The sequence below is a fragment of the Embleya sp. NPDC020886 genome (genome assembly GCF_044333915.1).
Lineage (GTDB): Bacteria > Actinomycetota > Actinomycetes > Streptomycetales > Streptomycetaceae > Embleya.
In genome coordinates, this window is record NZ_JBIRRX010000010.1 from 222,774 (window position 1) to 248,473 (window position 25,700).

Genomic DNA, 25,700 nt, shown 5'->3' on the forward strand with positions numbered 1-25,700 from the left:
GATGGTCGGCGCCGGCGGTCGGTAATCTTTGACGCGGAAAGCGGTTCACCACCTCGCATCGCCCGGCCGACCGGAAAATGTCGCAACCGCGGAGCGTCCGCCCAGCGTCAATCCACCGACGGTGTGTCGTGTCCCCGTAATCGGGGGGCGCAGCCGAGGGCAGGGCGTGGTGAACGCCACATCGCCACCGGCCCGGGTCCGTGGCCGTCGGACTCGACGAGTCGTTGGGGGTTGATCAGCAGTGTTGCGCGTTCTCGACGATTGCCGGGACGACGGCGACGGTGTCGCCGGCGGATCCGCCCCGACCGGCACGCTCACGCGGGCCCGGGTGCCGGTCGCCGCCGAGACCGCGGCCGGGGATGCCGTGCAGGCTCCGGTGGCCGGCGACGACGCGAAGACCACGCGACGCGACTGGCGGGGCCGGTTGTGGTCCGCCCCCTGGCAACTGCTGCTCTTCCTGTGGCGGACGTTGTGCGGAGAGTGGCGCGGCATCGTCGCGGATCCGGTGCGCCAACTGTGGCGCAGCCGCGGCAAGGGGCTCGCCCTCGCGGTCGTGGCCAGCTCCGCGGTGATCTTCTTCCACGCGATCGGGCAGACGCCGGCGGGCAAGACGGTGGTCCGGCTCGTCGGCGGCGTGAGTGCCGACCTGCCGCTGTGGCTGGCGCTGCTCCGGACGCCGGTGTCGTTGTTCGTGCCGGCCTTGAACCTGCCGGTCTGGGCGGGCATCACGCAGTTGTTCCTCGCGTTCGCCATCGCCCAGCTCTCGCTCGGCGCGGGTCGCACGCTGATGGTCGCCTACGTGACCACCCTCGCCGGCACGATGGGGGCCAGGGTCATGATCGCGATCGGTCCGGACCACGCACTCGGCCTGCCCTCGTCTGCCGCGCACGTGCTGGACACGGGTCCGTCGGCGGCGGTGGTCGGCCTGTTCACGTACCTCTCGGTCATCCACCGCGCACCCATACTCTTCACCATCACCGGCGGCTCGATGGTCCTGGAGTCGATCATCCTGCCGAACCTGGCCGGTCGCGAACACCTGATCGCGGTAGGCGCCGCCATCGTCCTGGGCCTGCTCGCCGGCCACACCCGCCCCCGCTGGTTGGCCTGGACCGACACCCCGCGCGCCCGCCTCGCCACCTCGACCGCCGCCCCCCGCGCCCGCCTCCGCGCACTGGCCGCCGCCCCCGGCGCCCGCCTTCGCGCCCTTCGCACGACCCGCCCCGACCCCACCCCGGACCCGGTCCCCACCCCCGCCTCGGAACCGGCCCCCACCCGCACCCGCGAAAACGCCTGACCCCACCGGCGCGCCCCCACGTCCGGGGCCGAAGCCACCCGACAAGCACCACGGGGTTCACTGCGCTTGCGGCCGGGGAGGGGCAGGCCGGCTGGCCTCCCGGCTGCTGTTTCGCTCGGTGTGGGATCGGCGCCGACGGGACTTGGGCGGCGTGCCCGTCGATGGGCCGGCGGGGCAGAGGTCCAGACCAATATTGCGTGCCGTTCCGGGTGCTGGATACCGTCGAGGTACCCCGCCGGGCGTCCTTCCGGTGTGTCCGAGGCACGTCGAGTCCGCCACTTCGTGCTCCGCTTCGTCGTAGCCGGAGGTACCACCGTGCCCGCTTCGCCCCTGCCCACCGCCCCTGCCCCGGCCCCCGGCTCGGTGATGGCCCGTGAGATCGCGGCCCAGCCCGAAGGGTTGGCTCGGATCCTGACCGACGGGCTCGACGCGATCCGGGCGGTCGCCGCGGAAATCCGGGCGCGGGACCCGAGGTTCGTGCTGTTCACCGGGCGTGGCACCTCCGACAACGCGGGGCTGTACGCGCGCTACCTCACCGAGGTGTTGCTCGGTCTGCCCGCGGGACTCACCTCGATGTCCACCACGACCGCCTACCGCGCCCGGCAACGACTGGCCGGCTGCCTGGTGGTGACGGTGAGCCAGTCCGGCGGTTCGCCGGACCTGATCGCCTCGGCCCGACAGGCCCGCGCGGACGGCGCACTCACCCTCGCGGTGACCAACAACGCCGAGTCGGTGCTCGCCCGCGAGTCCGACCTGCACCTGGACGTACTCGCCGGTCCCGAACTCGCGTTGCCCGCGACCAAGACCTACACCGCCGAACTGCTCACCCTGTTCCTGCTGGTGGACCACCTGCGCGGCGGCACCGGCGAGGCCGCCCGGGTGTTGCCCGACGCGGCTCGCGCGATCCTGGACCGGCAGGCCGAGGTCGAGGCGCCCGCCGAGCGCTACCGGTTCGCGGACCGGCTCGTGGTCACCGCGCGCGGCTACGGATATCCGACCGCCCGCGAGGCCGCGCTCAAGATCATGGAGACCAGCTACATCGGCGCCCAGGCGTTCTCCGGCGCGGACCTGATGCACGGCCCGCTCGCGATCGTCGACCGGGCCTGGCCGGTGCTCGCGGTGGCATCGGAGGGTGCGGGCGGGCAGGCGCTGCGGCCGGTGCTGGATCGGCTGCGCGAACGGGGCGCGGATCTGTACGTGATCGGGTCCGCCGAGTCGGTGGCCGAGTACGGTCGGGGCTTCGTGCTGCCGACCGGGGTCGCCGAGGAGGTGTCGCCGATCCTGGAGATCCTGCCGTTGCAACTGCTGGCCCGCGAGGTCGCGTTGGGACGCGGCTGCGACCCGGACGCGCCGCGGGCGCTGGCGAAGGTGACCGAGACGCGATAGCGCGGTGGGTCGTCGCCGCCCGGCGGTGCCGTCAGGCGGTCCGGTTCAGGTCGGCCGACGCCTCGCGCGCGTCCAGGAGTTCGTCCCAGTGCGTCTTTGCCCATGTGCACGCGGCGGCCATCGGGACCAGCATGCTGCGGCCCAGCGGGGTGAGTGCGTACGTCACCCGGCGGACCGGGGAATCGTGGGCGGTGCGGCTGATCAGACCGTCGCGCTCCAGCGTGCGCAGCGACCGGGTGAGCACCTTCGCGGTGACGCCGTGCATCGGTACGCGCAATTCGGAGAAGCGCCGGGGACCGTGCTCCAGGCAGCGGATGATCATCGCCGCCCATTTGTCGCCGAAGCGGATCGGGGACAGGTTCGACGGGCAGACCGGATCGAACATGTCCGCGGACAGGGGCTCTTTGGTGGCCTCGCTCATGGGCCCACCGTAGTAGGTATCCGAGAGGTAACCACCGCCCTGGGTAGCTTGGCCGCGGCAGTCGCGACCAGGGGATCGACGGACGAACAAGGTGGACACATGAGCAACGGCATCATCGTTTTCGGCGCGGGTGGGCGGACCGGACGCACGGCCGTCGCGGAGGCATTGCGCCGGGGGCACCGGGTCACCGCCGTGGTGCGCGATCCGGCGAAGTACGCGGATCTGGCCGGCCCGGAGGTACGGGTGGTCGCGGGTGATGTGACCGACGCCGACGCGGTGGCGGCGCTCGCGGTGGGCCACGACGCGGCGATCGCGGCGGTGTACGACCCGGCCGCGCCGATGGGCGACTTCTTCGTGCGGGCGGTGCGGGCGCTGCTCGCGGGGTTGTCCCGGGCGGGGGTCGGGCGGTTGGTGTGGGTGGGCCTGGCCTCGGTGTTGCCGACCGCGTCCGGCGAACCGCTGATGGACACGCCGGACTACCCGCAGGAGTACCGGGCGTTCTTCCTCGCGCACGGCGAGGGCAACGCGGCGCTGCGCTCGTGGGACGGCGCGCCGGAGTGGGTCGTGCTGAGCCCGGCGGGCGACTTCGACCACGAGGGCGTTCGAACCGGGAACTGCCGCGTCGCGCCCGCCGATGCGCAAAGCCGGGTGTCCTACCCGGACTTCGCGATCGCGTTGCTGGACGAGATCGACGCGCCGAAGCTGCGCGGGGTGCACGTCGGGATCGAGGACGGGCGATGAGCGAGCCGGCGCACCGCACCCGGCCCGGCGGCCGGCCCCCTGTCCGGTGGATCTTGGTGGAGCGGGCCGCGTCGTCCGGTGCGGCGAGGTGCGGTGCCGGGCGGCGCGGCCCCACCAAGACCCGCCGGACAGGGGCCTAGGCCCGCGCCGAGCCCGTGTGTTCGACCGCGAACAGGCGGTGTTCGACTCGGTCGAGGGCGACTCGTACGGCGCCGAGCGCGACGCCGTCGGCGCCAAGTGCGGACAGTTCGACGCGGGGCATGCGCAGGCACAGTCGGCGCAGTTCGGTGGTCAGCGGCGGGACCGCGTCCGCGAGGCCCGCCGCCCAGCCGCCGATCACCACGATCTCCGGGTCCAGCGCCAACACCAGCGCGGTGACGTCGTGGATCAGGCGCTGGACGAAGCGGTCCACCGCCTCGGTCGCGGTCCGGTCGCCCTCGGCCGCGTGCCGGAACACCTCGCCGACGGCCGCCTCGTCCAGTGGCGGCAGCGGCGTGCCGGTGGTGGACAGCAGGTTCTCCGGGGTGACCTGGCGGCCCAGCAGGTGCAGCGCGCCGATCTCGCCCGCGGCGCCGCCGAAGCCGCGGTGCAGTCGGCCGTTGATGAACGAGCCGGCGCCCGGGCTGAGGCCGGCCATCACGTAGACGATGTCGTCGGAACCGACCGCGATGCCCTTCCAGCGTTCGCCGATCGCGGCCAGGTTGGCGTCGTTCTCGACCTGGATCGGACAACTGAACGAGCGGCCGAGTCGGCCGCCGAGGTCCAGGCCGGTCCAGCCCGGCATCGCCGAGGACAGCGTGACCACACCCTCGGTGTTCACGATCCCGGGCGTGCCCACGCCCACGCCCCACAACGAACCCCGGGAGACCTGGGCCCGGCGCAGCGTCTCGCTGATCAGGCCGCGCACGCGTTCGAGCCGATCCTCGGCCTCGCAGTCCTCCTCGACGGTGCGCGCGGCCCGGCCGACGATGGTGCCGGCGAGGTCCGCGAGCACGACCCGGATGTGGTGCACGCCGACGTCGATGCCGAGCAGGTGACCGGCCTCGGCGTGGAAGCGGAAGCGGCGGGCCGGCCGGCCGCGCGGCCGGCTGCCGTCCTCGCTCTCGGCGGTGGTGGTCTCCACGACCAGGCCCTCGGCGAGCAGGCCGTCGACGACCCCCTCGACGGTGGGGCGGGACAGGCCGGTGGCCTCCATCAGCGCGGTCACGGTCAACACCTCGCCACCGCGCAACGTGCGCAGGGTCGCCGCGGAGTTGATCCGCCGGACCACGGAGGAGTCCCCGCCCGTCGCCTGTGCCACAGCTCATGTCCTCTCGTCGCGCCGTCGCGCGGCACGTCCGACCGGGCCGTCGGGCCCGTCGGATACGTCGTCGCTCAGGCGCGGATGGTACCCAGGTTTCGCGTCGTGATCAGGACGCGGGCCGCAACGCGGTCGGCCCCGCCTCGGCGAACGCCAGCCGGCAGGTGTCGGCGCGGTAGGTGGCCACGGTGACCGCGGCGGTCCGGCCGAGCGCGGTGTACGTCGTCGTCACGATCAGCACGGCGGTACCGGGCGGGCGCTCCAGGTAACGCGCCTCCTCGGCCTCGGCCACGCCCAGTTCGACCGCGCGGTGCCGGCTCTCCAGGCGGTGCCCGCGCAGTTGACGCAGCATCAGCGAGGCGCGCTCGAAGCCCGGGACCCGGGTGGACAACGAGGGCACCACGGCGCGGGAGACGTACAGGCATTCCAGGCCGACCACCTGGCGCATCGAGAACTGTCGGCGGCGCAACCGGTGCACCAGGGCCGAGGGGCGGCCCTTGAGGGTGTCCGCGAAGTCGTCGGTGACCGGCACGGTGGCGCAGTCGATCACCTCGCGGTCGCGCAGGTCCACACCCGGCCAGCCCTCGCCCTCGGCGCTGAGCGAGACGTCCACGCGCGGTCCGGCGACGGTGGTGCCGGCGCCGCGCTTGCGGACCAGTCGGCCTTCGAGTTCGAGCTGTTCGAGCGCGTGCCGCAGGGTGGCCCGGGCGACGCCGAAGCGGGCGGCGAGGTCGCGCTCGTTCGGCAGGATGTCGCCGGAGCTGAAGTCCGCCTCGATCGCCCTCAGCAGCGAGGTGCGCAGTTGCCAGTACTTGGGCTCGCCGAAGACCGCTTCGTCCGGCAATGTCGCCATGCTGCTCACGGACGCCCCCTCGGCTGGCCGACGCCTGCGCGGCGCGGACTTATTGCATGCTCGGTTTAGTAAAGACGGTTGAATATAACCCCGTCGGACCGCGAAAGGTCCAGACCAAGTCGGTCCGAGTTCCCGGTGACCTGGCTCACACCACCGGGCTCGAACCGCCCACACCCGAGCTGACCTGCGCGAATGTCACGCCGCGCGCGCGGGCCCGGATGCGAGCCGGCTAAACCTCGCGACACGCCGGTCGCGGCCTCGTGTCCGGAGCCTGCCCGATGGTGAAGGCGACCCGACGAAAAGGTTTCCCCGCCCGGGCGACTCCCGGGCGAACATCGGGCGTCGGTCCGCCCGGCGGCCGAGGTCGAACGCGCGGCGAAGAGCGCCCTCCGCGCTGCGGCCGAGCGTGCGATTCCAACGGTAACTGGCCCACGTAGCAAGGCAGTTGACCGACCGCGCCGGATCGTGTGGAAACGTGTCGAAGCGGGCGGTGCGAGTGCGCGTCGGTCCGGACCCGGCGGAATCTCCCGGAGTCGGATCGGGTGGGCGCGCGGGTCGGTCCCGGTGGATGCGCAGGTCGGTCCGGGTGTGCGCGTCGGGCCCGGAAATTGGTCCAGTCCAATGTATTGACGGGTCGGAAGGGGAAGGCCCACCCTTTGGCCATTGGTCTATACCAAGTCCCCCGAGGGAGTCCCCCGTGGCACGTCGCTACGTCCCCGTCCTCGCCGCAGCAGCCGCGTCGGCGGGGTTGATCTCGCTGTTCGCGTTCACCGGTGGTGCGACCGCCGCCGGCCCCGCCGCGTCCCCGGCGACCACCGGCATCGGCAGCAACTGGTACGCCGTCGCCCCCTACCTGATGCCGCTCGACAACGACCCGCCGGACGCCGGCGCGGTGATGGACGCCACCGGCCTCAAGGCGTTCCAGCTCGCCTTCATCCTGGCACCCAACGGCGGCGGTTGTACGCCGACTTGGGACGGCACCAAGCCGACCTCGACGGATACCGCGGTGGCCGGGGTGATCGCCGCGATCCGGGCCAAGGGTGGTGACGTCTCGGCCTCCGCCGGCGGCTACGGCGGCACCAAGCTCGGCCAGACCTGCGGCACCCCCGAGGCCACCGCCGCCGCGTATCAACAGGTGATCGACAAGTACGCGCTCAAGGCGCTGGACTTCGACCTGGAGGAACCGGAGTACGAGAACGCCGCGGCCATCCGCAACGAGATCGGCGCGGCCCGGATCATCCAGCAGCGGAACCCGGGCATCTACCTCTCGGTGACCACGGCCGCCACCGCCGACGGCACCGGCTGGTTCGGCAAGCAGATGCTCAACGAGGCCAAGGCGCAGGGCTTCGTCCCGGACAACTTCTCCATCATGCCGTTCGACGGCGGGTTCAACGGAGCCGCCGCGCAGACCTCGGCGCTGACCAACTTCAACACCATCCTGCGCAACACGTTCGGTTGGGACACCGCCACCGCCTACGCGCACGAGGGCATTTCGCAGATGAACGGACGCAGCGACACCGGAGAGTACTTCTACCAGGCCGACTTCCAGGCCGTGTACGACTACGCGATCAGCCACCACATGGCGCGCTTCACGAACTGGTCGGTCAACCGGGACCGTCAGTGCACGCCACCGGACAACAACGGCAAGACCTCGGGCGTGTGCAGCAGCGTGCCGCAGGCCGCCTGGGACTTCACCAAGTACTCCGTCCGGTTCGCGGGTGCCACGCCGCCCACCACGACCCCGCCCACGACGACCCCGCCGACCACCGTCCCGCCGAGCACGTGCAGCACGACGCCGTGGGACCGCGCGGCGATCTACACGGCGAACAACAGCGTGTCGCACAACGGTCATTCGTGGAAGGCGAAGTGGTGGACCCAGGGTGAGGAGCCGGGTACGACCGGCCAATGGGGTGTCTGGCAGGACCTGGGCGCCTGCTGACCCCGGACCCGCCGACCCGGACGCACCGACCCCGGCCGGTGCGCGACCTGCGCCGCCGCGCGTGACGACGCCGCGGTGAGCGCGAGGATGGGCCGGAGTCGCCGATCGGGCGACTCCGGCCCGTCGCCGGTGGGCGGGAACGCGGAATACTCGCTCGTCCGGTCCCGGACCGGATGCCTAGGATCGACCGATGACGACCTCGGATCATGCCGCCGTGTCCGATGCCGTGTCCGACGCCGTGCGGCGGGCCGACGTCGATTGGCTCTTCGCCCGATTCGCCGATACGGCCTGCCCGGTCACGGTGCTGCGGCCACTGATCGGGCACTCGGACCCGGCGCTGCGTCACCTCGGCGTCGTGCTGCTCCGGGAGCGTGCCGCGAGCGCCGATCCGGGCACCGCCGCGGAATTGGCCACCCTGCCGGCGACCGTGCCCGCGCTGCCCGCCGAGACGGCCCTGGTGTCGGCCGAGGCGTATGCCCGACTGTCGGTGTCGGCGCAGGTGCCGCTGCCGGAACGACGCGCCGACGGGAATCCGACCGAGTGGCCGGCCCGGGTCCGGGTCGCCTGGTTGCGGGCGCGGATCATCGGCCGGCCCGAGGCGACCCTGGGGGCCGAACCCCCGGGCGAGGAGCTGTACCAGGCGGTGCGCGCGATCGACGCCGAGGCGCCGGCCGATCCGGACGGCTACCTGCGCGCGTTGCTCGCCCGGCCCGAGCCGGTGCTGCGCGCGGCGGCCCTGCGGGTGCTGCGGGAGGCGGTGCACGGCGCGTTGCTCGACCCGGCGCGGGCGCGCGACCGGTTGGTCGAGCTGCTGGATCCGGTCGGTGGCGCGCCCGTGGTTGCGGGCGCGTTGGCCGAACTCGCCGAGCCGTGGGCCTTCGGCGCGGCGCCGTCCGGGATCGAGGCCGCGTTGCGGCGGTCGGTGTCCGAGCACGCGCAGGCCGTGGAGACGGCCGCCCGGTTCGGCCTGTCCGGGCTGCTGCGCGAGATCGCGGCGGATCCGCGCCTGCCCGGAGAGCGGCGGCGGCGCGCGCTCACGTTGGTCGGCGAGTTCGCCGAACGCGGCGATACGGCCGCGCTGTCGGCGCTCGCCCGCACCGATCCGCTGCTGTTCGCCGAGCCGTTCGCGGCGTGTCTGCGGGCGATGCATCAACGTGGGCACTTCGTGCGACCCGGCGAGGTGCCGGCCGTCGTGGAGTGTGCGCTCGCCGACCACCGGGTCTCCCCGGTGCACTTCGCGATCGTGTTGTTCACCGTGCGGCACGAGGCACTGCGGGCCCTGACGGCGGTGTCGGACGACGATCCCGATTGGCCCCGCTGCCTGGACCTGCTGCGCGCGCTGGCCGAGCAGGGCGCACCCGAGCTGCCGGTCGGCGAAGTGCTCACCGCGCGGCTGGCCGACTCGCGGCGGCCGGAGCCGATCCTGTCCGTCCTGCGCGAACTGCGCCATCGTGACGCGGAGGACGCAGTGCTCGCCGCCCTGCCCCGGGCCCCGGGGGCGGCGCTGCGCACCCTGGAGGCGATCGGCGGCCCGCGCACGGTCGCGGCCCTGCGCGCGGGGCTGGCCATGGACGACCCGGACGGCGTGATCGTGCCGCACCTGCGCGCGGCGGCGGATCGGGCGCTGGAACTGGTGTGGCACCTCACCGACGACCCGCAGGCCCGCCGGGAGTTGCGCGCCCGGCTCGACCGCCGGGAGTTGCCCGAACGGATCGCGGCCGACCTGGGCATCCCCGATCCGGACGAACTCGCGCTGCTCACCGCCGACCTCGACGCGCGACGGCCGGTGCAGGCGCTGTGCCGGCTCGCCCGCAACGGCGACGCGCGCACCCTTCCCGCGCTCGCCGACCTGCTGCTGCGCGTGGTGAGCGACCTGGTGACGGACCGGGGGGAGGAGGTCGCCGAACCGGTCGTGCCGGACGAGGTGCTCGAAGCGATCGGCGGACTCGGCGAACGGCTGCACCGGCGCCGCGCGTTGCGCCCGGTGTGTCTCCTGGACGCGGACCGGCCGGAGGCGGCACGCGGCGTCCTGCTCGCCGACCTCACGTTCGACCTGCTGGACCGCGCGGGCATCACCGCCGCCGAAACGGCCGTCCTGCTCGAACTCCTGGGTCGGACCGGCGTCTCGGACGTCAAGCGACGGATCCACCACCTGATCCGGCATCGCGATCCGCACGTCCGCAAGCGCGCCATCGCGCTGTCGGCCCGCGCCGCCGCCCCCGACGAGGCCGGGTCGTTGTCCGCGAGCCTGATTCCGCTCACCTCGGCCGCCGACCCGCAGACGGTGCGGCAGGCCCTGCGGGCGCTCGGCGAGGCGCGGGCCCATGGGGCGGCCGAGGCGATCGCGGCCTGCCTGGACCACCCGGTGATGAACATCCGCAAGACGGCGGCACGGGCACTGCTCGACGCGGGTACGCCGGCCCAGGTCCCGGCGTTGCTTCGGCTGCTCGGCCGGCACGACAACCCGGGCCTGCGCGAGTCGGCGACGGCCGCGCTGCGGGCCGTTCTGGGCGCGGGATACGCCGCGTGTGTGGTGTCCGCGGCGGAGCGGGTCACGGACGCCCGCGAGCGGGGGCTGCTGCTCGACGCGCTGGACCGCGCGTTGTCCGCACCGGCGGTGGCGGCGCTGGTCCGACGCGGCTCGCCGCTCGCCGGGCCGCTGCTCGCGGGCCTGGCAACCGGCGGACACACCTTGCGAATCGGCGCTCCGGCGGACCTGGCGGCGGAACTCGCGGCGTTCGGCCACGCGCCGGCCGAGCCGGCGACGGCGGAGGACGCCGAGCTCCGGGCCGACCTGACGATGCTCGCCCGATCTTGCCGACCCGCCGGGGACGCGCGGGCGGTGTTGCGCCTGGCCGCAGGGCCGGATCGGCCGAACCGCGCCCAACGGGACGCCCTGCGCGGGGCTTTGCCCTGGTTGCTCGCCCTCGCGCGCGAGCGGCCCGCGAGTCGGGCGGCGGTCCTGCGCCTGGTGCTCGATGCCTGCCCGGCGCCCTGGTCGGATCCGGAACACCGCGCGTTCGCCGATGCGTTCGACGTGCTCGCGGCCGAACTGGGCACCGTGGACGGGGTCGGTGAGGTGCTCGAAGCGATCGCGGGCTCGTTGTCCGAGGTGGCCGCCTTCGCGTTGGCGGGTCGGGTCCGCGCGCTGCCGGCGCAATCCTTCGCCGGTCGATTGCCGTTGGCGGTGTTGCGGGGCTGCGGGGCCGTACTCACCCGCGAGGACGTGCAGCGGGCGCTGGCCGGGGTGCGCCGCGGGCCCAATCCCTGGGAGGCCGAAGTCGCCTTGCTGCGCGAGGTGTTCGGGCCGGCGGATGCGGGATCGGCAACCGCCGGGGTGCCGATCGACCCAGCCGCCGCGACCCGCACCACCACCGCTGCGGCCGTCTGGCGGTCCGCGCTCGGCGACGCGGTGCGCTCGGCCGGCGCGCTCGCCGCCTTCCGGGCTGCGGGCGAACCCGTCGACGTCGACTCCCGATCGTGTGTCGCCGCGCTGATCGACGCCTTCCCGAACGCCGAGGCGTCGACCCGGGCGCCCCTGCTCGACTGGTTGACGGAGCTTCAGCCGATCGACGCACCGCCGTGGACCCTGGCCGAGCAGGCCGCCCGCACCGCGGTGCCCACGCGTGTTCCGGAGGCCGGCGATCTGGACCAACCCCGCTCGACCGCACAGCGCGAGCGGCTGCTCGCACTGCTCGCCTCGGCCGAACCGGCCCGCCGCACCGCCGCCGCCCGGTTGTTGGGCGAGTGGGCGGAACCGACGGTACGGCGGGTGCTCCTCGACGCCTGGCTGCGCGGCGGGTTCGACCTGCCCCCGCGGGCCGAACTCGCCCGGGAGCTGCTGTCGATCACCGATTTCGACGGTTACGACGAGGCCGGCCGGGAACGTGCCGCGGGTCTGTGCGCGAGGATGCGCCCGGACGACCTGGAGCGGATGGCGCCGTTCCTGATCTCGTGGTGGGAGGACGGCGCACCGGCCACCCGAGCACAGGCCTTCGCCGCGGCCCGTCGACTCCCGGGCGAGCTGCTCGCCGAGGCGTTGCGGACCCGGCTCGCGGCGGGCCGCCGGGGTGGTCTCGACCTGTTGCTCGATCGGTCGATCCGACGCACCCCGGAACTGACCGAGGTGGTACGCCGGTTGCGGGCGGAGGGCCACCGTGCCCTCGCCGACCGGCTGACCCTGACCGACGGACCGCTGCTGCGGGCCGGTGCTCCGGGCCGCAACGGTGCGGCGCTGATCGAGCTGCGCAGGCGTGCCGTGCCCGTCGGCGCCGAGCGTCCCACGCGCGACGAACTGATCGGCGTCGTTCGCGGCGACGCCCCCGAACAGGCCCGCCGGGCCCTGTCCCGACTCGCCGACGAGCATGGCCGCGATGCGCAGGTCCGGGAGCTGGTGGTCGAGTTGCTGAGCCATCCGGTGCCGAGGGTGCGGCTGCACGCGCATCGTGTCTCGCGGCGCATCCTGGACCGTCCCGAATACCTGCGCAACACCGAGAAGTTGCTCGACGACCCGCGTCGCGATGTCGTCCGAGGGGCCATTCGTACCCTGTCGCACGCCGGTTGGGAACCCGCCGTGCCGACCCTGCTCATCCTGTTCGGCGACTCCGACCAGGCCATTCGCGAGGCGGCCGGCGACGGATTGGCCCGGATCGGTCCGCCGGTGTTGCCGATGTTGCGCAGGGCCGCCGCCCGCGCCCGCCCGGATCGCCGCGCCCGCTACCTCGAACTGCGCGACCGCATCGCGGCGACCCCGAGGTGATCGGGCCGGCCCCGGGGTCGGTGTGCCTCAGCGCGTGGGGGTCACCGGCCGGTGCAGCCACATGTGCAGGGTGAACGGACTGCCGCGGCGGTCGCGGACGATCGTCGGGGCGTCGGTGCGGACGAAGCCGGTGGCCCGGGCGACCGCGATACTGGCGGCGTTGTCCGGCGGGATCCGCAGGCCCACCTCGCGGACACCCACCACCCGGTAGGCGTAATCGGTCATCAACCGGACCGACTTCGCGGCCAACCCCCGGCCGCGATGGGCGGCCCCGATCGCGTACGCCAACTCGGCCACGTCGGGCTCCTCCTCGGTGCCGACGAACAGCATGACCACCCCGCACGGCGCGTCGCCGTCGAGCGTCACGGCCAATTCGATCGAGCGCTCCCGGGCCCGCGACAACCGGCCCTTGGCCAGGAACTCGCGGGCGGCATCGGTGTCGAAGGGCGACGCGAGCGGGGTCCATCGTGCCGTCTCGACCTCGTCGAACAGCTCGACCAGGGCCGGGACATCGGCGTCGGTCCACTCCCGCAACCGGATTCCGGGGCCGGTCAACTCGACGGAGGTCGACAGGCGGTACGGGGGAGGGGGTTCGGTGGTCATGGTTCGAGTGTGCCCGGTGCCCGCCGGGCCCGGGCGGGATTCGGCGGGCGACGACGAACGGGGCCCCGCACCGGTGTGCGGGACCCCGTTCGTGATCGGGTGCGGCTCAGCGGCGTTGGGCCGCGGCCGCGTCGCGTGGGTCCTGGACCTTGGTGCGGTACAGCCACAGCGCGACGCCGACGATCAACACCCCGCAGGCGACTCCGAGTTCCTTGTAGCCGCCGTAGCCGGTGATGGAGAAGCCGGTCGCGCCGACCACCAGCACCACGGTCAGGAACGCGGCGAGCAGCCAGGCCAACGGGATGAAGAAGTCGGGCAGCCGGATCGGACGGGCCAGGTCGGGGCGGTCCTTGCGCAACATCGCGAAGCCGGAGATGGCCAGGATGTGGGTCAGGATGTAGCCGAGGTTGCCGGTCACGATGATCGCCAGCGGCGTCTTGAGCGCGATCAGGATGACCACGTTGACCGCGAGCGCGATCATCAGCGCCCGAGCCGGCACGCCGCGCTTGTCGAGCACGCCGACCTGCTTGATCGTGGTGCCCTCCTTGCCCATGTTGTAGAGCACGCGCGAGCCGTCGGCCAGACCGGTGATCATGATCAGCAGCAGCGACGCGATCAGGAAGACCACCATCAGGTCGGCCGCGCCGCCCACCAGGTCGTTGAACGCGCCGACGTAGAAGGTGGTCGGGTCGAGCGCGATCGCACCCTCGCCGACGTACCCGGCCAGCGCCAGCGGCAGCAGGATGAACACGCCCAGCGAGAACAGCACGCCCGCGCGCAGGGCCCGCGAGGTGTCCTTGACGGTGTCCTTGTACTCCGGGGCGAAGGTCGCGCACACCTCGACGCCGAACGACGTCCAGGCCATCACGTACAGCCACACCAACGACTCGCGGATGCCCGCCGCGCCGTGCAGGTTCCAGTGCAGGTTGCTCGCGCTCCAGTCGCCACTGGCGAACGGCAGCACGATGAACACCGCGAGCGGCACCAGGAGCATGCCGCCTGTGACGTAGACGACCCACATCGCGACGTGCAGGCCGAACATGGCCGCGCCGAACAGCAGCACGATCACCGCGAGACCGACCACGATCGGGAAGGTCAGCTCGGCGATGCCCAGGTCCAGGGTCCAGTCCTGGCCCTTGAACCACTGGGCCTGGACGAGTGAGCCGATGATGCCCGCGTACACGGACAGCGCGGTGGTCCAGGGGAACCAGTAGCCGATGCTGGCCAGCGGACCGACGAACGGGGCGCGCTTCTTCCAGCCCTCGGTCGCGTAGTGCGCGATGCCGCCGGACGACTCGGGGAACATCGCGGCCAGCTCGGTGTAGATCCAGTTGGCGATCGTGGCCAGGACCATCGAGCCGGCCCACAGGGCGATCGCGCCCCACGCGCCCAGGCCGCCGATCGACGCGCCGAGCGAGGCGATCAGGGCGGCGGGCATGGTCAGCGACATCGCGAAGCCGTCGTACCAGCGCATCTTCTTGGCGAGCGCGGGCGGGTTCGCCGCGGTGCCGGAGGTGGCGGGGCCGGTGGAGCCGGAGGCGGCCGGCTTGGGTGATGCGGACATCTGTGTCCCCTTCGCGGGGTGGGAGCGGCCGGCGGGTGAGCCCGGGGGACGGCCGCTTGGGGGAGGGGGTGCGGGCTGCGGTGGCGCCGTGGCCCTGCTGTCGGCCCTGTTATAGATCCGAGTTTTCGACCACGTCAAGGGTTCGTCTTTGTTCATTCGACAAATGAGACCTGTGGAAGTTGCTCATTGAGATCTATTGACAGGTCAAAGTTGCTGATGAAGTCTGAGCACAACGTCGCCCCAAGGCAGAGAGGGACCCCCCGCATGAGCAGCAACGGCTCCGCCCGTCACCAGTTCTTCATCAACGGCGCCTACGTCGACGGCTCCGGCGCCGAGGGCTACGACGTGATCAGCCCGGTCACCGGTGAGTACGTCGCCACCATCCCGGTGCCCACCACGGAGGACCTGGACAAGGCCGTCGCCGCCGCCAACACCGCGCAGCGCGCGTGGGCCAGGGTCAACGTCTGGCAGCGTGCCGAGCTGTGTCACCGCATCGGCGACGAGATCACCAAGCGCGTCGACGAGCTGGCCCGCCTGCAGACCCTGGAGCAGGGCAAGCCGCTCGCCGAGTCGGTCGCCGACATCGAGGAGGCCGCGCAGCTCTTCCACCTGCACGCCGAGGACGCGGTCCGGCTGCACGGCGAGACGATGCCCTCCACCGACGGCACCAAGCGCATGTGGACCTTCTACGCGCCGGTCGGCACGTGGGGCATCATCACCCCCTGGAACTTCCCGCTGCTCATGCTCGCCGAGTTCGTCGCCCCGGGCCTGGCCACCGGCAACGCGCACGTGGTCAAGCCGCCGGCCAACACGCCGCTGACCGTGCTCAAGGCGATGGAGGCGTTCGTCGCCGCCGGCGTGCCCGAGGGTCTGATCAACATCCTCCCGGGCGAGGGCGCCACCGGCGACGCGCTGGTGCGGCACGACGGCATCGACGCGATCGGCTTCATCGGCTCCTCCGCGACCGGCGCCAAGATCCAGGCCACGGCGGGCCTCAAGCGCTCGATCATGGAGTGCTCCGGCAACGGCCCGCTGGTGGTGCTCAAGGACGCCGACCTGGACGCCGCCGCCAAGGCCGCGGTCTACGGCGCGTACCTGTGTGCGGGCCAGGTCTGCTGCGCCACCGAGCGGGTGATCGTGGTGGACGAGGTGCACGACGCGTTCGTGGCCGCCGTACTGCGGGCCGCCGAGGACGTGGTGCTCGGCGACCCGTTCGACGCCGCGACCAACCTGGGCTCGCTCAACAACGAGGGTGTCGCCGCGAAGATGGACCGGCACATCGCCGACGCGCACGAGCGGGGCGCCAAGGTGCTTCTGGGCGGCAAGCGCCGGGAGGGCATGCCGACCGACCTGTACTACGAGTTCACCGTCGTGGACCAGGTCCCGGTGGACAGCCTGCTCTCGCGCGAGGAGTCGTTCGGCCCGGTCGTGCCGATCATCACCGCGGTGGACGAGGACGACGCGCTGCGGTTGGCCAACGACGACAAGCTCGGCCTGCAGGGTGCGGTGTTCACGAGCAGCATGCGGGCGGCGTATCGCTTCGTCGAGGAGATGGCCGTGGGGCAGGTCGTGGTCAACGACAGCACGTGCTTCTGGGACGTGAACATGCCGTTCGGCGGAGCCGGCAACCGCGGTACGGGTTGGGGTCGGATCGGCGGCAAGCACACGCTCCTCGACATGTCCGATCTCCGGACCGGCGTCATCAACCTCTGAGGCACCCGATCGCCGGGCCGGGCCTCACGCGCCGGCCCGGCCCGGTGGCCTCGAACACGGGCCGGGCTGATTCGACCCGGCCTGCGGCCGAGGTGGCCTCAAGCGCCGGCCGGGCCGGTTCGCGCGAACCGGGCCATCCAAGCGTCAGCCGAGCCATCGCCGCCCCGGCCGGCGTTCGAGGCCAAGCAAGAGCATGAATATCGGCCACGACCCGCAGGGGAAACCGCATGACCCCCACCCACCGCACCGCGTTGCTCCGCACCGCCCAGGAGCCGTTCTGGCTTGATCGGCCCGAGCACCCGGAGCCGCTGGCCCGCCAGGTCGGGGACACCCGGACCGACCTGGCCGTGGTCGGCGGCGGATACACCGGGCTGTGGACCGCGCTGATCGCCAAACAACGCGACCCCGGCCGTGACGTACTGGTGCTCGAACAGGGCACCTGCGGCCACGCCGCCAGCGGGCGCAACGGCGGCTTCTGCTCACCCAGCCTCACCCACGGGCTGGCCAACGGCCTACAGCGCTGGCCGGACGAGATCGACACGCTGCAACGCCTGGGTGCGCGGAACCTGGACGCGTTCGAACGCGACCTGGACACGCACGGCATCGACTGCGGCTTCGCCCGCACCGGCAAGGTCGCGGTGGCCGCCACCCCGTGGCAGGCCCAGGCGCTGCGCGCGTCCGTACCGGTGGCCAATCGGCACGGCGAGCAGGCCACGTACCTCGAAGACGACGCGCTGCGGGCGTACGTCGACTCGCCGCTGTGGTCGGCGGGCGTCTGGCAGCCCGACTACGCGCTCCTGGACCCGGCCCGCCTGGTGTGGGGACTGCGCCGGGCCTGCCTGGACGCGGGCGTACGGATCGTGGAACGCACCGAGGTCACCGCGATCGACACCAGGCCCGCCGATCTGATCCGGCTCACCACCCCGTACGGGATCGTCGGCGCGCGCCGGGTCGCACTGGCCACCAACATCTACCCGCCGCTGCTTCGCCGGCTCGGCCTGAGCATGGTGCCGGTGTACGACTACGCGCTGACCACCGAGCCGCTGACGGACGATCAGCTCGCCGCGATCGGCTGGACCGGTGCGCACGGCGTCACCGACGCGGGCAACCAGTTCCACTACGTGCGCAAGACGGACGACAACCGCATCCTGTGGGGCGGCTACGACGCCATCTACCACTTCGGCAGCCGGGTGGACGAGGCGCTGACCCAGCGCCCGGAGACGTTCGACGTGCTCGCCGAGCAGTTCGCCGCGACCTTCCCGCCGTTGGCCGACGTCGCCTTCTCGCACGCGTGGGGCGGCGTGATCGACTCGACCACCCGGTTCTGCATGTTCGCCGGCACCGCCGCGGCCGGCCGGGTCGGCTACGCCCTAGGCTTCACCGGACTGGGCGTGGGGGCGACCCGGTTCGGTGCGGAGGTGGTGCTCGACCTGCTCGCCGGGACCCGGACCGAACGTACGGAGCTGGAGATGATCAGGCGCAAGCCGATCCCGTTCCCGCCCGAGCCCGCGCGCTGGATCGGCATCCAGGCCACCCGCTGGTCGATGGCCCGCGAGGACACGCACGGCGGTCGCAACATGTGGCTGCGCACCCTCGACCGGCTCGGCCTGGGCTTCGATTCGTGACCGAGGCAGGCGGCACCGGCGGGCGGGGCGCACCCGAGGAGCGGGAGGAACAGGGCAAGATGGCGGGCGAAGATCGAGAGGACGTGCCGAACTCGGCGCCGCAGCACACCCGGAGCAGCCGCATGAACCCCGCAGGCCCGTTGGACGACATCGACCGGCGCATCATCGCCATCCTCCAGGCCGACGGCCGGCGGGCGTACAAGCAGATCGCCGAGGACCTGGGCATCCCGGCGTCCTCGGTGCGCTATCGGGTGCAGCGGCTGGAGGAGAGCGGCACGCTCCAGATCGTCGGCATCGCCAATCCGCTGACGATCGGTTTCGATCGGCTCGCGATGATCGGCATGCGGGTCCGCGCCGGCAGCGCCCGGGAGGTGTGCCGCGAACTGCGCGAACTGCCGGAGACGTCCTACGTGGTGATGGTGGCCGGCCAGTACGACGTGATGGTCGAGGTGATCTGCCGCGACACCGACCACTTCACCGACCTGCTCAACCGCCGACTGCTGCTGATCGACGGGGTGGTCTCCACCGACTCCTTCTTCGTCCTCGAAGTACACAAGTTGGCCTACGGCTGGGGCGTCGGGGGTGTGGAGTCCTCGCTGCTCGACTCGCCGGAGATAGCGCCGGGTTCGGGGTTGGACCAGCGCGACAATCGTTGAGCCGCCGATTCGGCCACCGGCCACCGGCGCGTGCTGCCTAGAATCCGCAGCATGACCGATATGCGGGTGGGGGAGTGGCTGGTCGACGTGTCGGCGCCGCTGGGCAGCGGGCACTTCGCGCGGGTGTTGCCGGCGCGCCGGGCACGGGCCAATCCGGCCGGGATCGTCGAGCGGCGCGCGGTGAAGATCTACCACGCGCGGGGCAGCGCGGCGCAGCGGCAGTCCGCGCTCGCCGAGATCCGGGTCCAGGAGGAACTCCTGGGCTGCCCGCACGCGGTGGCGTACGTGGACGCGTTCGTGGCCGAGGAGGGCGAGTTCGCGGGTTGCCTGGTGCAGGTGATGGAACTGGGCGATCGTTCGCTCGCCGACCACCTGGACGTCGAGGGCCCGTTGCGCTCCGGGGACGCGGCGGCGGCGCTGTCCGGGATCGCGACGGCGCTGGAACACGTACACGCACGCGGCTGGGTGCACGCGGACCTCAAGCCGGGGAACATCGTGCGCTGCCGGGGGTTGTGGAAGATCGCCGACTTCAACGTGACGTCGGCGCTGATCGGCACGTCCGCGTTCGACCTCGGCGGCACGCTGTCCTACATGTCGCCGCAACGACTCGCGGCGCCCACCGGCACGCGGCGCCGGGTGCGGCCCGAGGACGACATGTGGGCGCTCGGGGTGATCCTGGGCCAGTGCCTGCTGGGCGAACTTCCCTCCACCGTGCAGGAGTTGCGCGAGGAGGAGGCGGTGCGGCTGGCCGCAGGCATCTCGGCCGCGCTGCTGCGGCGGGCCGATGTGGATCCGCAACTCCTGCGTCTGATCGACGAGTTGACCTCCCCGGACGCCGCCGAGCGGCCCGGCGCGGGGGTCGTCGCGCGTCGGTTGCGCGACGCTTCGGCGACCGTGCCGATCGGTGGGCCGCGCCGGCCGGCGGACCCGGTGTTCACGATCGCCTCGCTGGCCGAGTCGCACAACGAGGTGTTCGCCGCCGACGATCGTGGTCTGTGGCACCGCTGGTACGTCGAGCAGCGGTGGAGCGAATGGGTGCCGTTCGACCACCCGGCGCCCGCTCCGGTGTCGGCGCTCGCCGCCGCGTCGCCGTCCTTGCATCGGGAGATGTTGTGGTTGCTCGACGACGAAGGCCGGTTGTGGCGGAGCGAGTTGGCCGTGGATCCGGAATCGCTGGTGCCGAAGTCGTCGTGGTCGCCGTGGGTGCGTGAACCGGGGCCCGGCGCGACGAGTGCGTTGATCGGGGTGCGTGCGGCCGGTGCTCCGTGGGCTCGGCAGCGGTTGTTCGCCGTCGACGCCGACGGGGGTGTGTGGTGCCGGATCGACGCGGGTCCGGACTGGCGGCGCCTGCACGATCCGGGCAGCGGGCGCGATGTGCCGGCCGGGGTCGTCGCGATCGTGCCGTGCGTGTCCTCGGCCGCGTACGGCCTGATCGACGCGGACGGCCGGGTGTGGTTGAGCCCGGGGCCGCAGACCGAACACCTGCGCCGGCCCCGGTACGGCCCGGCACGGGCCCGGGCGATGGTGCTGCTTCCGGACGAGGCGATGGTGATCCTCGAAGCGGAAGGAGGTGTCTCGGTCGATGCCGGCAACCTGTACACGGGCCCCATCCCGTTGCCCCCGTCGGATCGTGCGTACCTGCACATCGCCGGCTCCGCCCGTCGACCTCGCCACCTCGAACTCGTCCTGGGCGACGACCGGGGCGGCCTGTGGCACACGTGGGCGTGGCGCGCGGACGACGGTTGTTGGCAGTGGCATCCGCAATGGGGCCGGCTGCGGCGGTCCGTCCAGCGCTGAGCGGTCGTGGGCCCTCAGGGCGCCGTCGGCAGGGTGTCCAGCCAGCGGTCGGCGGCGCGGTGCGTGGTGAAGGTGTGTACCGGCGTGGCCGGGCCGGTGTGTTCGGCCATCAGCCGGCGCACCCGGGGCCGCACCGTGTGGCGGTAGGCGAGCACCGAGCGGAACACGCTCGGGTTCAGCCGGTCGTGGCTGCCGGGTTCGGGGTGTCGGCGGTGGGCGATCAGATCGGCGATCGCGGCCGGCGGACTGATGTCCAGGAAGACCACGGTGTCGGCGGCGGCCAACCGCAGGGCGAGCGTCGGGGCATGGTTGCCGACCAGGATCCAGCCGGGTTGCGCGATCAGCGCCCGCTGCGCGTCGGCGAACTCCTCGGCGGTCGTGGTCGATCGGTCCTCGCGGTCGTACGGAGTGGGCAAGTGGGTGACCGGGAGCCCGAGTCGGGCGCCGAGCGCATCGGCCCACCCGGCGCGGCCGGCTCCGCCGATCCCGACGACGACGATCTTGCGCATGGTCTCGCAGCCTACAAAGGCGGTCGCTGCCGCAGGAGGAAATCCGGGGAACCGACCCTATCGGGTGGGCCGATCCCACCCGAACGCGTCGGGTCGGGCCACCGCCGGCCGGGCCGGGTACGACCCGGCCCGGCCGGCGCGAGGTGTCGTGGCCGGTGAGGGATGCCGGCCACGACACGGGTGGGCCGACCCGATCAACCGGCGGCGGCCGGGACCCGCGATTCGGGTCGCGGATCGGCGACGGGGAAGAGCACACGTTCCGCCAACAGGCCGAAGACCAGGCCGAACGTGGTCCAGATGAGCGTGTGGATGCCGAGCGAGGCCACCCGGAAGCGCCATACCACCGTGGCCGAGAACTCGGCCGGGATCTCGTTCACCGTCGGCATCGCCCACATGGCGACGCCGACCGCGACGACGAACGCCGCGACGGCGAGCGGGACGGCGTTCCAGACCCCGAGCCGCGGGGTCAGCCGCCGGGCGAGCAGTACCGCCGCCGCCGCGAACAGCACGGACAGCGCCAACAGGCCGAAGTACAGCGCGGTGCGTCGCCCGATGGTGTCCGGGTCGCCGACCGCCGGCGGGTTCGCCGGATACTTCAGGAACGGCACCACGATCACCGTCACGAACCCGAGCAACGCCAGCAGCCCGGCGGTCGCACGAGGGCGGAACGGTCCGATCCTGCCGTACGCGAACGCGAAGACGAGCGCGAACAGTCCACCGATCGCGATCCCGTACACCCCCACGCCGGTCAGCATGCCGATCGTGCTCTGCACGCCACGACTGACGATCTCCTCCTCGGGATGGTCCCCGTGCGCGCCCGCCTCGTGCTCCTCGAAGGCGATCGCGTTGCGGACCTCCGGCTCACCGAACACCCACGCGAACACCCACGCCAACAGCCCGGCGAGCACGCCGGTGAGCATGCCGCGGATCAACAGATTTCGCACCATGCGTGATGTCGACTTCCTGTCTGGCGACCCGCCGCGAGGACGGATCGCGCGATACCTGTTCCGTGCCGGTCACGCGGTGGGACCGCGCGGCCGTCAGTGGCAGGGGAAGCCGAGCAGGTGTCGCCCGTCGTGCACGAACTCGTGCACACCCGAGCCCGAGAAGAGCGCGACCGCGCCCTGCTCGGAGGCGACGAAGTAGATGAGGAACAGCAGAAACGCCCCGGCGAACACGGCCCAGGGCATGATCGCCTTGACCGGAATCGTGATCGGTGTGACGACGGGACGAGCGGCGGTCTGAGCCACGAAATCCTCCTGCGGGGCAACGCGCCCGGATGCGGGGTGCGTCGCGGGAGGGTCTGACTCACGGCCGCCGGGTCCCGCTCGCGCGGGGTCGGTGGCTCGATCACAGTGGCGCGCCCGTACCGGAGTCTCACCGGCTTCCTCGTCGCGACGCGAGGTCGATCGGAATCTAGGGGTCGCCCGCCGACGGGGTCAACGGGCGCGGGCCGTCGGGCGGGATCCTTGTGCAAGTCTTGAACCGGGTGCATCGGGCGGATCGGGCGGGATGGATCGTGATGAATCGGGTGGATCGGGCGAGCCGGATGGGTTGTTGCGCCCGGCCGGTCCGGTGCCGCGACCGGAAGGGCGGATGGTGAGTACGCGCGTCACGCTGCTGTGTCATGCCGCCACCGCCGCCACCGGGCGGGCCGCTTTCCCCCTGGACGAGCCGCCCACCGCGCACGGTCGGGCGGCGGCCCGGCGGTCGGCGCCGCCGGACGGTGGGAAGCCGCCTCGGGCGGTGCGCGGGCCCGAGTCGCGCTGCGCGGACACCGCGATCGCGATCGGCCTGGCGCACGCGCTGGTCGAACCGGCGCTGCGCGACTGCGATCACGGAACCTGGGCGGGCCGCACGCTGGACGAGGTGCTGGCCGCGGATCCGGCGGGGGTGGCCGCGTGGCTCGCCGAGCCGACCGCGACCCCGCACGGCGGCGAGTCGCTGGCCGCGGTGCTGGACCGGTCCGCGCGGTGGCTCGACGAGCAGGCGCGGGCCGGCCACGGGCGGGTGGTCGCGATCACCCATCCGATCGTCGCGCGCGCCGTCGCGGTGCACGCGCTCCGCGCCCCCGCGAGCGTCTTCTGGCACCTGGACGCGGGCCCGCTGACCCGGGTCGACCTGACCCACAACGGTCCCCGCTGGGCCCTGCGCGGATTCGGCGGTCCGGCCACGTGACGCGCCGTCGGCGCGCGTGCGGAGCGCTCAGTTCGCCGCCGGGCCGGTGAGCCGGGTCGGGGTGAGGCGGATGACGATCCGGACCGACTCGGCCGGCAGCGCGAGATACTCCTCGCCCGCGCCGGGGCCCTCGTACTTCTCGGCCAACGCGACGGCGAGCCGCCGGTCGACGTCCTCGGTGATCGTGGTGGTGCCGCGCACCTCCAGGTAGACGTCGGAATCGGCCGGATCGTAGATGGTCAGGCTCGCGCGCGGCTCACGGCGCAGGTTGCGCTCCTTGAGCCGGCCGGCCTGCGAGGAGATCACCACGTCGTCGCCGTCGAGTCCGATCCACACCACCGAGGTCTGCGGGCTGCCGTCCCGGTTGACGGTGGCCAGCACCGCGGGGTGCGCGGCGTCGAGCAGTCGGCGGGCGGTCCCGCCCAGAGAGATCGTCATGATCGCGATCCTAGGTCGTGCTCCTCGGGCGGGGGAGTGTCCGCGCTCCTTCGTCGAGCGCCGTTCGCGCGCCTGCGTGCGCCGGTGTCGCGCCGGAGTGAACCGGCACGCCGCACGCACTACCGCGCACACCACTACGGGACGACTTCGTGGAACCGGAGGGTGGATCAGGGCCGTTGCAACCGATATCCATAACCTCCCGGACCGAGAGGGGCGCCGTTGTCGCCGAACGACGAAGCCGAGGATCGCCGAATTCCCGAGTGCCCGAACACGACCGAACCCGCCCCGGAACAGTGGCCGGCCCGCAGCTTCCTCGGCCGCCTCTCGGCGCCGGTCTGCCGCGAACTGCTTCGGCTGGGCACCCGTTGCCGATACCTGCCGCAGGAAACGATCCTTCGCGAGGGCGACGAATCACACCACACGGTGTTGCTGCGCAGCGGAATCACCAAGGTCACCGCCGCGCTGGAGAACGGGCACGAGTCGCTCTTGGCGATCCGCGTCGGCGGCGACGTGGTCGGCGAACTGGCGGCGATGGACGACGCGCCGAGGTCGGCGACCGTGACGGCCTGCGGCCCGATCGCCGCGAGTGTCGTACGCCGCTCGGAACTTCGGCAGTTCCTGAGCGATCACCCCGAGGCGGCCATCCTGATCGCCGGGGTCGTCGCACAGAAGTTGCGCTGGGCGAACCGCCGACGCATCGAGTTCGGCGGCTATCCGGTCAAGGTGCGGCTGGCCCGCGTACTGGCCGAACTGGCCGGTGAGCACGGCATCCCGGAGCCGCGCGGCGTGGTCATCGGCGTCACGCTGACCCAGCCGGAGCTGGCCGCGCTGGTCGGCTCGGCCGAGGTCACCATCCACAAGGCGCTGCGCGAGCTGCGCGAGGACCGCCTGCTGACCACCGGCTACCGGCGTACCACCGTGCTCGACCCGGCCCGGTTGCGGGCACTGGCCCAACTGCCCCCGAACGGCCGCTGACTGCAACGCCCGGCCGCCGCCGACGCCGGCAAAGGCGTATTAGTACGACTCGCTGGGTGATTTCCGGTGCCCGGTCGCACAGTTGACCCACCGCGCGCCCCTTCGTCGCGCATTTCCCCCTCGGAACGGACGAGTTGCCGATGACTTCGAACCTTGCCATCTCGCGCCTGCTGTGCCTGGCCACCGACGTGGAGCAGTACAGCCGACTGGACACCCCGCAACAGGAGTGCGCACAAGCCGACTTGCTCGCCATCCTCGACCGCGCGGCGGCCCGCGCCGGGATCGACCGCTCCCGGTGGGTGCGTCAGGCGCAGGGCGACCAGGAGTTCGCGGTGTTGCCCCCCGACACGCACGAAAGCGTGATCGTCGGCGACTTCGTCCGACACCTCGCGGGCTGCCTCGCGGAACGCAACGCCAACGTGCCGACCCGGGATCGACTGCGGCTGCGGATGGCGGTGCACGTCGGCGTGGCCCGCCCGGCCGCGCTGGGCCACGCCGGGCAGACCCCGATCGCGGTGGCCCGACTGCTGGACGCGCCCGTACTCAAGCGGGTGCTCGCCCGGACGCTCACCACCGACCTGGTGGTGATCGTGTCCGACTCGCTCTATCAGGACGTGGTCCGCCTGCGCGAGCGGGGCCTGGACCCCGCGCAATACACCCGCATTCCGGTCCGGGCCAAGGAATACGACGGCCACGGCTGGGTGCACGTCCCGGAGCACCGACCCGCCGAACTGCGCGGATTCGAGCCCGAGGACGACCCGGCCGAGCAGCCTCGGGCCGCGGACACCGCCGACCGGCGCGGCACCCGGCCCGAACCCGAGCGGCCCGCCTCGCACAGCTCCGGCGCGGGCACGCACGTACATCGGATCAAGGACGTCGGCGGTGTCACCTTCGGCGCCGGCAGCCACGCGGCGCACAACATCACCATCAACGGACGCGACTGACGGAC

At 72.6% G+C, this 25,700-nt stretch carries 21 protein-coding genes; 12 read left to right on the plus strand and 9 right to left on the minus strand.

The features are described from left to right. Positions 1-241 precede the first annotated feature (241 nt). Entirely contained in the window at positions 242-1,294 is a 1,053-nt protein-coding gene (locus ACH4U8_RS31205; protein ID WP_395781672.1) for a hypothetical protein, read from the plus strand. 366 nt (positions 1,295-1,660) lie between these two features. Beyond that, on the plus strand, positions 1,661-2,680 hold the full coding sequence (locus ACH4U8_RS31210) for an SIS domain-containing protein (RefSeq protein WP_395781786.1): 1,020 nt from the start codon (positions 1,661-1,663) through the stop codon (positions 2,678-2,680). A gap of 31 nt (positions 2,681-2,711) precedes the next feature. Here the strand turns inward: ACH4U8_RS31210 and ACH4U8_RS31215 are convergent, their stop codons facing one another. Next, a complete protein-coding gene (locus tag ACH4U8_RS31215) occupies positions 2,712-3,101 on the minus strand; it encodes a winged helix-turn-helix transcriptional regulator (protein WP_395781674.1) in 390 nt (129 codons plus the stop codon). A gap of 99 nt (positions 3,102-3,200) precedes the next feature. Between ACH4U8_RS31215 and ACH4U8_RS31220 the strand changes: the two genes are divergently transcribed. After that, complete coding sequence (locus tag ACH4U8_RS31220) at positions 3,201-3,842, plus strand: NAD(P)H-binding protein (RefSeq protein ID WP_360315624.1); 642 nt, start codon at positions 3,201-3,203, stop codon at positions 3,840-3,842. A gap of 136 nt (positions 3,843-3,978) precedes the next feature. Here ACH4U8_RS31220 and ACH4U8_RS31225 read toward each other — a convergent pair whose 3' ends face one another. After that, entirely contained in the window at positions 3,979-5,142 is a 1,164-nt protein-coding gene (locus tag ACH4U8_RS31225; RefSeq protein ID WP_360315622.1) for an ROK family transcriptional regulator, read from the minus strand. Between the two features lie 109 nt (positions 5,143-5,251). Then, positions 5,252-5,995, minus strand: coding sequence for a GntR family transcriptional regulator (locus ACH4U8_RS31230; protein WP_395781788.1), 744 nt, complete (start codon positions 5,993-5,995; stop codon positions 5,252-5,254). Between the two features lie 820 nt (positions 5,996-6,815). On the opposite strand from ACH4U8_RS31230, the gene ACH4U8_RS31235 reads away from it, so the two are divergent. Together ACH4U8_RS31235 and ACH4U8_RS31240 are read left to right on the plus strand one after the other, a co-directional pair. Beyond that, a complete protein-coding gene (locus ACH4U8_RS31235) occupies positions 6,816-7,934 on the plus strand; it encodes a carbohydrate-binding protein (protein ID WP_395781790.1) in 1,119 nt (372 codons plus the stop codon). A 190-nt stretch (positions 7,935-8,124) separates the two neighbouring features. After that, positions 8,125-12,693 carry a HEAT repeat domain-containing protein gene (locus ACH4U8_RS31240; RefSeq protein WP_395781676.1) on the plus strand — a complete coding sequence of 1,523 codons (4,569 nt, stop codon included), beginning with the start codon at positions 8,125-8,127 and terminating at the stop codon, positions 12,691-12,693. A gap of 27 nt (positions 12,694-12,720) precedes the next feature. Here the strand turns inward: ACH4U8_RS31240 and ACH4U8_RS31245 are convergent, their stop codons facing one another. Both ACH4U8_RS31245 and ACH4U8_RS31250 read right to left on the minus strand, forming a co-directional pair. Then, positions 12,721-13,296 carry a GNAT family N-acetyltransferase gene (locus tag ACH4U8_RS31245; protein ID WP_360315616.1) on the minus strand — a complete coding sequence of 192 codons (576 nt, stop codon included), beginning with the start codon at positions 13,294-13,296 and terminating at the stop codon, positions 12,721-12,723. A 106-nt stretch (positions 13,297-13,402) separates the two neighbouring features. Continuing rightward, the gene (locus tag ACH4U8_RS31250) at positions 13,403-14,860 is read right to left on the minus strand and encodes an APC family permease (protein WP_360315614.1); all 1,458 of its coding nucleotides are present in this window, start codon (positions 14,858-14,860) and stop codon (positions 13,403-13,405) included. A 264-nt stretch (positions 14,861-15,124) separates the two neighbouring features. Here ACH4U8_RS31250 and ACH4U8_RS31255 point away from each other — a divergent pair, with 264 nt between their 5' ends. The 4 genes from ACH4U8_RS31255 to ACH4U8_RS31270 all read left to right on the plus strand — a co-directional run bounded on the left by ACH4U8_RS31255 (position 15,125) and on the right by ACH4U8_RS31270 (position 20,651). Then, complete coding sequence (locus ACH4U8_RS31255; protein ID WP_360315612.1) at positions 15,125-16,573, plus strand: aldehyde dehydrogenase family protein; 1,449 nt, start codon at positions 15,125-15,127, stop codon at positions 16,571-16,573. Between the two features lie 227 nt (positions 16,574-16,800). Next, the gene (locus ACH4U8_RS31260; RefSeq protein ID WP_395781678.1) at positions 16,801-18,198 is read left to right on the plus strand and encodes an NAD(P)/FAD-dependent oxidoreductase; all 1,398 of its coding nucleotides are present in this window, start codon (positions 16,801-16,803) and stop codon (positions 18,196-18,198) included. Further along, positions 18,195-18,854 (plus strand): Lrp/AsnC family transcriptional regulator, encoded by a 660-nt coding sequence (locus ACH4U8_RS31265; protein ID WP_360315608.1) that lies wholly within the window; start codon positions 18,195-18,197, stop codon positions 18,852-18,854. The genes ACH4U8_RS31260 and ACH4U8_RS31265 overlap by 4 nt, the downstream gene beginning before the upstream one ends. A gap of 51 nt (positions 18,855-18,905) precedes the next feature. Then, entirely contained in the window at positions 18,906-20,651 is a 1,746-nt protein-coding gene (locus tag ACH4U8_RS31270) for a serine/threonine protein kinase (RefSeq protein WP_395781680.1), read from the plus strand. Between the two features lie 14 nt (positions 20,652-20,665). On the opposite strand, the gene ACH4U8_RS31275 is transcribed toward ACH4U8_RS31270, so the two are convergent. From ACH4U8_RS31275 to ACH4U8_RS31285, 3 genes are all read right to left on the minus strand, one after another. Beyond that, positions 20,666-21,160, minus strand: coding sequence for a hypothetical protein (locus ACH4U8_RS31275; RefSeq protein ID WP_395781682.1), 495 nt, complete (start codon positions 21,158-21,160; stop codon positions 20,666-20,668). Positions 21,161-21,354: 194 nt separating this feature from the next. Beyond that, positions 21,355-22,107: a CbtA family protein gene (locus ACH4U8_RS31280; protein WP_395781684.1), complete on the minus strand. Its 753-nt coding sequence runs from the start codon at positions 22,105-22,107 to the stop codon at positions 21,355-21,357. A 93-nt stretch (positions 22,108-22,200) separates the two neighbouring features. Further along, positions 22,201-22,410 carry a CbtB-domain containing protein gene (locus ACH4U8_RS31285; RefSeq protein WP_360315600.1) on the minus strand — a complete coding sequence of 70 codons (210 nt, stop codon included), beginning with the start codon at positions 22,408-22,410 and terminating at the stop codon, positions 22,201-22,203. Positions 22,411-22,756: 346 nt separating this feature from the next. On the opposite strand from ACH4U8_RS31285, the gene ACH4U8_RS31290 reads away from it, so the two are divergent. Continuing rightward, positions 22,757-23,338: a histidine phosphatase family protein gene (locus ACH4U8_RS31290; RefSeq protein ID WP_395781686.1), complete on the plus strand. Its 582-nt coding sequence runs from the start codon at positions 22,757-22,759 to the stop codon at positions 23,336-23,338. 27 nt (positions 23,339-23,365) lie between these two features. Here the strand turns inward: ACH4U8_RS31290 and ACH4U8_RS31295 are convergent, their stop codons facing one another. Then, positions 23,366-23,776, minus strand: a complete 411-nt coding sequence (locus ACH4U8_RS31295) for a PPOX class F420-dependent oxidoreductase (protein ID WP_360315596.1) — start codon at positions 23,774-23,776, stop codon at positions 23,366-23,368. A gap of 219 nt (positions 23,777-23,995) precedes the next feature. On the opposite strand from ACH4U8_RS31295, the gene ACH4U8_RS31300 reads away from it, so the two are divergent. Further along, positions 23,996-24,751, plus strand: coding sequence for a Crp/Fnr family transcriptional regulator (locus ACH4U8_RS31300; RefSeq protein ID WP_360315594.1), 756 nt, complete (start codon positions 23,996-23,998; stop codon positions 24,749-24,751). 140 nt (positions 24,752-24,891) lie between these two features. Then, complete coding sequence (locus ACH4U8_RS31305; RefSeq protein ID WP_395781688.1) at positions 24,892-25,695, plus strand: hypothetical protein; 804 nt, start codon at positions 24,892-24,894, stop codon at positions 25,693-25,695. Positions 25,696-25,700: the final 5 nt, after the last annotated feature.